Consider the following 6,111-nt stretch of genomic DNA (forward strand, 5'->3'; position numbering starts at 1 on the left):
GACTAGATGGGGAGCTTGCGCATAAGGGCGCGCGGGATGTGCCGGATCACCATCATCACGTACCGAAACGCTCCCGGCGCCCACACCAGATCTTTGCCCTTGGCCGACGCCGCGACCGCGAGTTCGGCGACGTCTTCCTTGTCCACGGTGAACGGCGCTTCCTTGGCGCCGGTGGCCTTCCAGTACGCGATCGTCGTGCCGGTGCGCACCTGGCCGGGTCGGATTACCAGGACGCGAACGCCGAACTCGCGCAGCGCTTCTCCCAGTCCCAGGTAGAAGCCGTCCAGACCGGCTTTGGTCGAGCCGTACACGAAGTTCGACCGCCGCACCCGCTCGCCGGCGGCGGAGCTCATCGCGATGATCCGACCGAAGCCCTGTGCACGCATCTTCTCGCCGAGTAGGACACCGACGGAAACCGCTGCGGTGTAGTTGATCTCGGCGATCTGCACGGCCTTGCGCTGGTTCTGCCACAGCTCCTCGGCGTCACCGAGCAGCCCGAATGCCACGATCGCCACGTCGACATCGCCGCCCGCGAAGGCCGCATCGATGACCGCAGGATGGCTCTCGGTGTCGACGCCGTCGAAGTCGATCCACTCGACGGACTTGGCGCCGGCCGCCTCCATCTGCGCGATCGCCTCCTCCTTCTTGGGGTGACCGGGGAGGTCGGCCAGCACGACCTTCGCTTTCGCGTTGCGCAGGAAGCGCTCGCAGATGGCGAGCCCGATCTCCGAGGTTCCGCCGAGCAGCAGAATGGTCTGCGGGTTACCGGTGGCATCAAGAACCATTTACAGCAGCTCCAAGCGTCGGGCCATGTCGGATGCGAACACGCCGTTGGGATCGGCCTTGCGGCGCACCGCGATCCATTCGTCGATCAGCGGGTACATCTTGTGGAAGCGCTCCGCGCTGACGCGGGAGTCCTTCGCGGTGTAGACCCGGCCGCCGAACTGCATGACGCGGTCGTCGAGTTCGTTGAGGAACTCGTTGACGCCGGGCCTGTTGGGGAAGTCCATGGCGACGTTCCAGCCGGCCATCGGGAAGCTCAGCGGTGCCCGGTTGCCGGGACCGAACAGCTTGAACACGTTCAGCGCCGAATAGTGTCCCTGCGTCTGGATCCACCGGATGATGGCCTTGAACTCGTCGAGCGCATCGGGCGGCACCAGGAACTGATGTTGCGCGAAACCCGCTGGGCCGTAAGCGTTGTTCCAGCCGCTGACGAGGTCGAGCATGTGGTAGAACTGCGACAGATTCAAGATCTTGCCGGTGTAGGTCCCACCCAGCCGGTAGTACACCTCGCCGATCGCCATGAACGACAGCTTGTTCATCGCGCTCACGGGGAAGATGTTGGGCACCGTGAGTAGTTGCGGCGCATCGAATTTCAGCGGGTTCCTCGCGAGCTTGGGTGGCAGCTGGTCCAGTGTGGCGAGGCTGCCGCGGCTCACTGCGGCGCGGCCGAGCTTCGGCGGCGGGCTGATGAGGTCGAACCATGCGCTGGAGTACGTGTAGCGGTCTTCGCTGCCGTCGAGGTGCACCGCGACCGTCTCGTCGAGATCCTTGGTGGCCACGCCGTCGGCGATGAAGTAGGCGGTCTCGGTCCGGGTCATCGCGATGCTGGCGCGCAGCACGATGCCGGTCAGCCCGTTGCCGCCGACGGTGGCCCAGAACAGTTCGCTTTCGGGGCCGTCCGGCGTGAGGGTGTGTACCTCGCCGTCGGCCATCAGCAGGTCCATGGATACGACGTGGTTGCCGAAGCTGCCGGCACTGTGGTGGTTCTTGCCGTGGATGTCGGACGCGATGGCCCCGCCGACGGTGACCTGTCGGGTGCCCGGCAGCACCGGAACCCACAACCCGAACGGGAGCGCCGCCTTCATCAGCTGATCGAGGCTGACGCCGGAATCGACGTCGGCCACCGCCGTTTCGGCGCTGATCGAATGAATGCGGTTGAGGGCGGTCATGTCGATGACCAGACCGCCGCCGTTGCACGCCTGGTCGCCGTAGGAGCGGCCAAGACCCCGCGCGAGGATGCCGCGGCGCAGGAAGGCCGGGCTCGACGAGCTGGGATCGTTGGCCTCGCGGACGGCCCTGGCGATCAGCCCGACGTCAGGGGTGGACAGCACCTGCGCGACCGACGGTGCGGTGCGCCCGAACCCCGTCAGGGCACGTGAGGTGGTCGGCAGGTTGTCGAACATCGTGACGAGGGTACCGTGCGCCGGTCACGGGCCGGTTCAGCCGAAATATCGGTCCGCTAGCGCAACCGGAAGATGACGGTGCGCTGTACGACGAAGTTGATGACCGTCGCCGTGCCCTGCGCGATGACGAACGCCACCGGAACGCGCCACGGCTTCTCGTCCCACGCCATGTAGAAGACGTAGTTGATGCCGACCTGCACGGCGTAGGTGACCGCGTACAGCACGCAGACCGCGATGAAGCGGGCCGTGCTCGGTGGGGCCTGGAAGGTCCAGCGCCGGTTGATCAGGTAGGCGGTGGTGGTTCCGGCGATGAAGCTGATGGTTTTCGCCACGTTGACGTGCAGGCCGACGGCCAGCAGGGCGATGTAAAGCCCGAAGTCGACGATGGCCGACAGGCCCCCGGTGACGATGAACCGCCATATCTGTGTCGTCAGACTCAAGCCAGAAGGCATCGGGGGCTCGGCCACCCGGGCAGCTTAGCCACCCAGTCCGCTGGCCCTGAGCACGGCGCGCAATGCGTCGATGGCCGCCCCGAATGCGTGGTCGGGTGGAGTGCCGAAGCCGATGACCACTCCGTCGGCCTGCGCGACCTCGGGCCCGGCCTGCGGATGGCGCATGATCGACAGGCCCTGAAGTGCGATGCCGGCCTCGCCGGCGCGCTGGAGCACCTCGCGTTCGGCGCCGTCGGGCAGGGTCAGGGTGAGGTTCAGCCCGGCGTTCAGGCCGCGAACGGTGATGTCGTCCGAAGACAAGGCCTGCACGACCTGGTCGCGGCGGCGGCGGTAGCGCATGCGCATGCGGCGGATGTGTTTGTCGTAGCCGCCGCTGGAGATGAACTCGGCCATCGTCAGCTGCGCGATGCCGTCGACGTAGAACTGCCACCCGCCCTCGGCGGCGACCACGGCGTCGACAAGATCGGTCGGCAGCGCCATCCAGCCGAGGCGCATGACGGGGGACAGGCTCTTGCTGACGGACCCGAGATAGACGACGCGTTCGGGGCTCAGCGCCTGCAGTGCCCCGATGGGCTGGCGGTCGTAGCGGAACTCGCCGTCGTAGTCGTCGTCGATGACATAGCCGTCGGTCCGTTGGGCCCAGTCGACGACGGCGGTCCGGCGTGACGGATGCAGCGTCATTCCGTACGGGTTGTGGTGTGCCGGGGTGAGGAGGACGGCGGGCACATCGAGCTGGTCGAGTTCCTTGACGACGGCGCCGTCGTCGTCGAGACCGATTGGGACGGTTGAGATTCCCATCGCGGCAAGTGCGTCGCGGAAGATGAAGAGCCCGTACGCCTCGACGGCGATCGGGCGCTGGGGTCCGAAGACCCGGCCCAGCAGTTCCACGCCGTGTCGCACGCCCGCGCAGATGACGATCGAGTCCGGCGATGTCCGGACACCGCGCGCCCGGGACAGGTATTCGGCGAGTGCGTCGCGCAGTTCGGGGCGGCCGCGGGAATCGCCCATGCGCAGCGCCTCAGTCGGTGCGTTGGTGAGTGCGCGCCGGGTCGCGGCGGCCCATTCGGCGCGGGGGAACTCAGATACGTCGGGGTTGCCGGGAAGCAGGTTGTGTCTGGGCACCACGCGTGTTCCGCGGGGGCGGGCGGGGCGCGGGGCGGCGCTGGTGTTGACGACCCAGGTGCCCGCTCCCTGTCGTGAGGCCAGCCAGCCTTCCGCCACCAGTTCGGCGTAGGCCTCGGCGACCGTATTGCGGGCCAATCCGAGATCGGCGGCCAGTGACCGGGAGGGCGGAAGCATGGTTCCCGCGGCCAGTCGGCCGGACCGCACGGCGTCACGCAGCGCTGTGAGCAGGAGTTCCCGGGCACCGCGAACGCCCGGGGTGATGGTCTCGCGCAGATCCAGGTGGAGATCACGACTACCGGGATTGGCCCATGAAGTCACCCCCATATTCAACCATGAATATGGGCTTTTCGGCACTAGCGTTGGTGGCATGACTACGACATTGGAGACATCGGAGACATTGGAGACATTGGAAACAGCCGACCGCATCAAGATCTACAAGACTTCGCCGGAGTTGTACGAGGCGATGATGGCGCTCAGCAGTGCGTCGGCCAAAGACGTCGACGTCGAACTCGGCGAGCTGATCAAGATTCGGGCGTCCCAGATCAATCACTGCGCGTTCTGCCTCGACATGCACACGCGGGATGCGCGCAAGCATGGTGTCAGCGAGCAGAAGCTCGATGTCCTGGCGGCGTGGCAAGAGGCCGAGAATCTGTTCAGCGAACGTGAGCGGGCCGCGCTGGCACTGACCGAGGCGATCACCGAGCTGCACAACGGCCACGTTCCGGACGACGTTTACCAGCGGGCTGCGCAGGTGTTCACCGAGCGCGAGCTCGGTCAGGTGATCGCGATGGCGGTGACCATCAATGCGTGGAACCGGATCAACGTCGCGGCACGGGTGCAACCGCCTACGCGCTGAACCTAAATCGTATCGGCGTGACTCCGGCTGCAGCTGCCGCGTCGCCAATACGGTCGAAGGGTGCTGACCCGGTCCGGTGCAGAGATCGTCGTCGATGGCGACGGCCGCGATGCTGTGGTGTACAAGCTGCACCGGCCGGGGACCGACCCCCGCCACCTGGCCGTTCGGCTGCGGGTGGCGGCTGGGTCGCAGGCTCTGTTGTCGCCGCTGTCGGCGGTGCCGGAAGCAGCGGGCGATCGATGGCGGACGATGTGGCCATACGTGGAAACCGTTGTGCCGCAACCGGAATACCTGCCATGGGCCGAAGCGGGTGAGTTGCTGGCAAGGCTGCACAATGAAGCGCTACATAATGAGGCGCCGCTCATGCGGATTCCGTCGCACGGCTGGCCCCAGCGGATGCGCCGGGCGATGGACGTGTTGCGGGCCCGACCTGATGCCACCGTCTGGCGTGCTGCGGCGGCGCTGCCGGACGAGGTATGGCGCGCGGGTTCACCGGGGCGGCCGATGACGGTGGTGCACGGTGACTTCCACCTGGGTCAGTTGGGTCGGCGGGATGCCGGTGCGCCGTGGCTGCTGATCGATGTCGACGATCTCGGTGTGGGCGACCCGGCGTGGGATCTGGCGCGCCCGGCGGGGTTCTGGGCGGCGGGGCTGATCCCAGACGACGATTGGGCGGCGTTCGTCGACACGTATCGAGATGCGGAGGGACCGGCGTTGCCCGCTGGCGACCCGTGGCCGGTGCTCGAGCCGTTCGCGAGGGCCGCGGTGGTGCAGGCCGCGGTTCATCAGTCCGACGACGAGCTGCTGCTGGCGGCGTGCGCGCGGATGGCTAGTTAGACGCGCCGGGCTAGCTCGAGAAGAACAGGCGGCCGAAGCCCTGCTTGCGGTAGTACTTGTTGCCGCGGTGGCCCCAGCCGGGACCGTAGTCGTAGCCGCCGTAGCCCTGGTGCGGTGGTGGAGGCGGCGGCGCGGACTGGACGAACCGATTCTCCATCTGCGTCAGTGACTCGAGTTCGCCAAAGTCGAGGAAGATGCCCCGGCAGGTATCGCATTGCTCCAAGTGGATGCCGTTGCGCTCGTACGTCTTCATGATGCCGGCGCACTTGGGGCACAGCAGCGTGTTTCCAGCGCTGGATGGTGGCGGGGACTTCGGGGGCTCGTATGGCGGGATGCTCATATCGCGATAACGCTAGATCACCCTGGGAAGTGCCTGGGACCTTTCGGTGTAGGCCAGGCTGGCGGTCAGAAGGGTGGGGGGTCGTTGTCGTTTGGTGGGGGTGGTGTGGGTGGGAAGTAGTCGTTGACCCATTCGGGTTGGGGTTTGTCGACCGGTTCACGCGCTTGTTGTGTTTCGGCGTGGCGGGCGGCTTGGTTGTGGGCGCGTTCGTCGTCGATGGCTTTGGCGCGGTTCTGCGCGCGGGTGCTGGCGCGGCGCGGCATGGCCAACCCACGATGGGCGTCGCTGGTGACCGGCGCGGCGGAGTGCAGGACC

Annotated in this window: 7 protein-coding genes and 1 pseudogene; 2 read left to right on the forward strand and 6 right to left on the reverse strand. The window is 66.8% G+C overall.

What is annotated here, in order from left to right:
- Positions 1 to 2 precede the first annotated feature (2 nt).
- From dprE2 to pdxR, 4 genes are read right to left on the reverse strand one after another with little or no spacing between them, the layout of a single operon-like run.
- Positions 3 to 785, reverse strand: coding sequence for a decaprenylphospho-beta-D-erythro-pentofuranosid-2-ulose 2-reductase (gene dprE2 / locus H7J93_RS25280; RefSeq protein ID WP_267309037.1), 783 nt, complete (start codon positions 783 to 785; stop codon positions 3 to 5).
- The gene (gene dprE1 / locus H7J93_RS25285) at positions 786 to 2,186 is read right to left on the reverse strand and encodes a decaprenylphosphoryl-beta-D-ribose oxidase (RefSeq protein ID WP_267309038.1); all 1,401 of its coding nucleotides are present in this window, start codon (positions 2,184 to 2,186) and stop codon (positions 786 to 788) included.
- A gap of 56 nt (positions 2,187 to 2,242) precedes the next feature.
- Complete coding sequence (locus tag H7J93_RS25290; RefSeq protein WP_267309047.1) at positions 2,243 to 2,638, reverse strand: GtrA family protein; 396 nt, start codon at positions 2,636 to 2,638, stop codon at positions 2,243 to 2,245.
- A gap of 24 nt (positions 2,639 to 2,662) precedes the next feature.
- Complete coding sequence (gene pdxR, locus H7J93_RS25295; protein ID WP_372508036.1) at positions 2,663 to 4,081, reverse strand: MocR-like pyridoxine biosynthesis transcription factor PdxR; 1,419 nt, start codon at positions 4,079 to 4,081, stop codon at positions 2,663 to 2,665.
- A gap of 49 nt (positions 4,082 to 4,130) precedes the next feature.
- Between pdxR and H7J93_RS25300 the strand changes: the two genes are divergently transcribed.
- Together H7J93_RS25300 and H7J93_RS25305 are read left to right on the forward strand one after the other, a co-directional pair.
- Positions 4,131 to 4,619: a carboxymuconolactone decarboxylase family protein gene (locus H7J93_RS25300; RefSeq protein WP_267309040.1), complete on the forward strand. Its 489-nt coding sequence runs from the start codon at positions 4,131 to 4,133 to the stop codon at positions 4,617 to 4,619.
- A gap of 60 nt (positions 4,620 to 4,679) precedes the next feature.
- Entirely contained in the window at positions 4,680 to 5,456 is a 777-nt protein-coding gene (locus tag H7J93_RS25305) for an aminoglycoside phosphotransferase family protein (protein WP_267309041.1), read from the forward strand.
- A gap of 10 nt (positions 5,457 to 5,466) precedes the next feature.
- Here H7J93_RS25305 and H7J93_RS25310 read toward each other — a convergent pair whose 3' ends face one another.
- Both H7J93_RS25310 and H7J93_RS25315 read right to left on the reverse strand, forming a co-directional pair.
- Entirely contained in the window at positions 5,467 to 5,796 is a 330-nt protein-coding gene (locus H7J93_RS25310; RefSeq protein WP_267309042.1) for a TFIIB-type zinc ribbon-containing protein, read from the reverse strand.
- A 65-nt stretch (positions 5,797 to 5,861) separates the two neighbouring features.
- Positions 5,862 to 6,111 (reverse strand): annotated as a pseudogene (locus H7J93_RS25315) (HNH endonuclease signature motif containing protein); the annotation flags it as partial.

This window comes from Mycobacterium barrassiae (assembly GCF_025822765.1).
Lineage (GTDB): Bacteria > Actinomycetota > Actinomycetes > Mycobacteriales > Mycobacteriaceae > Mycobacterium > Mycobacterium barrassiae.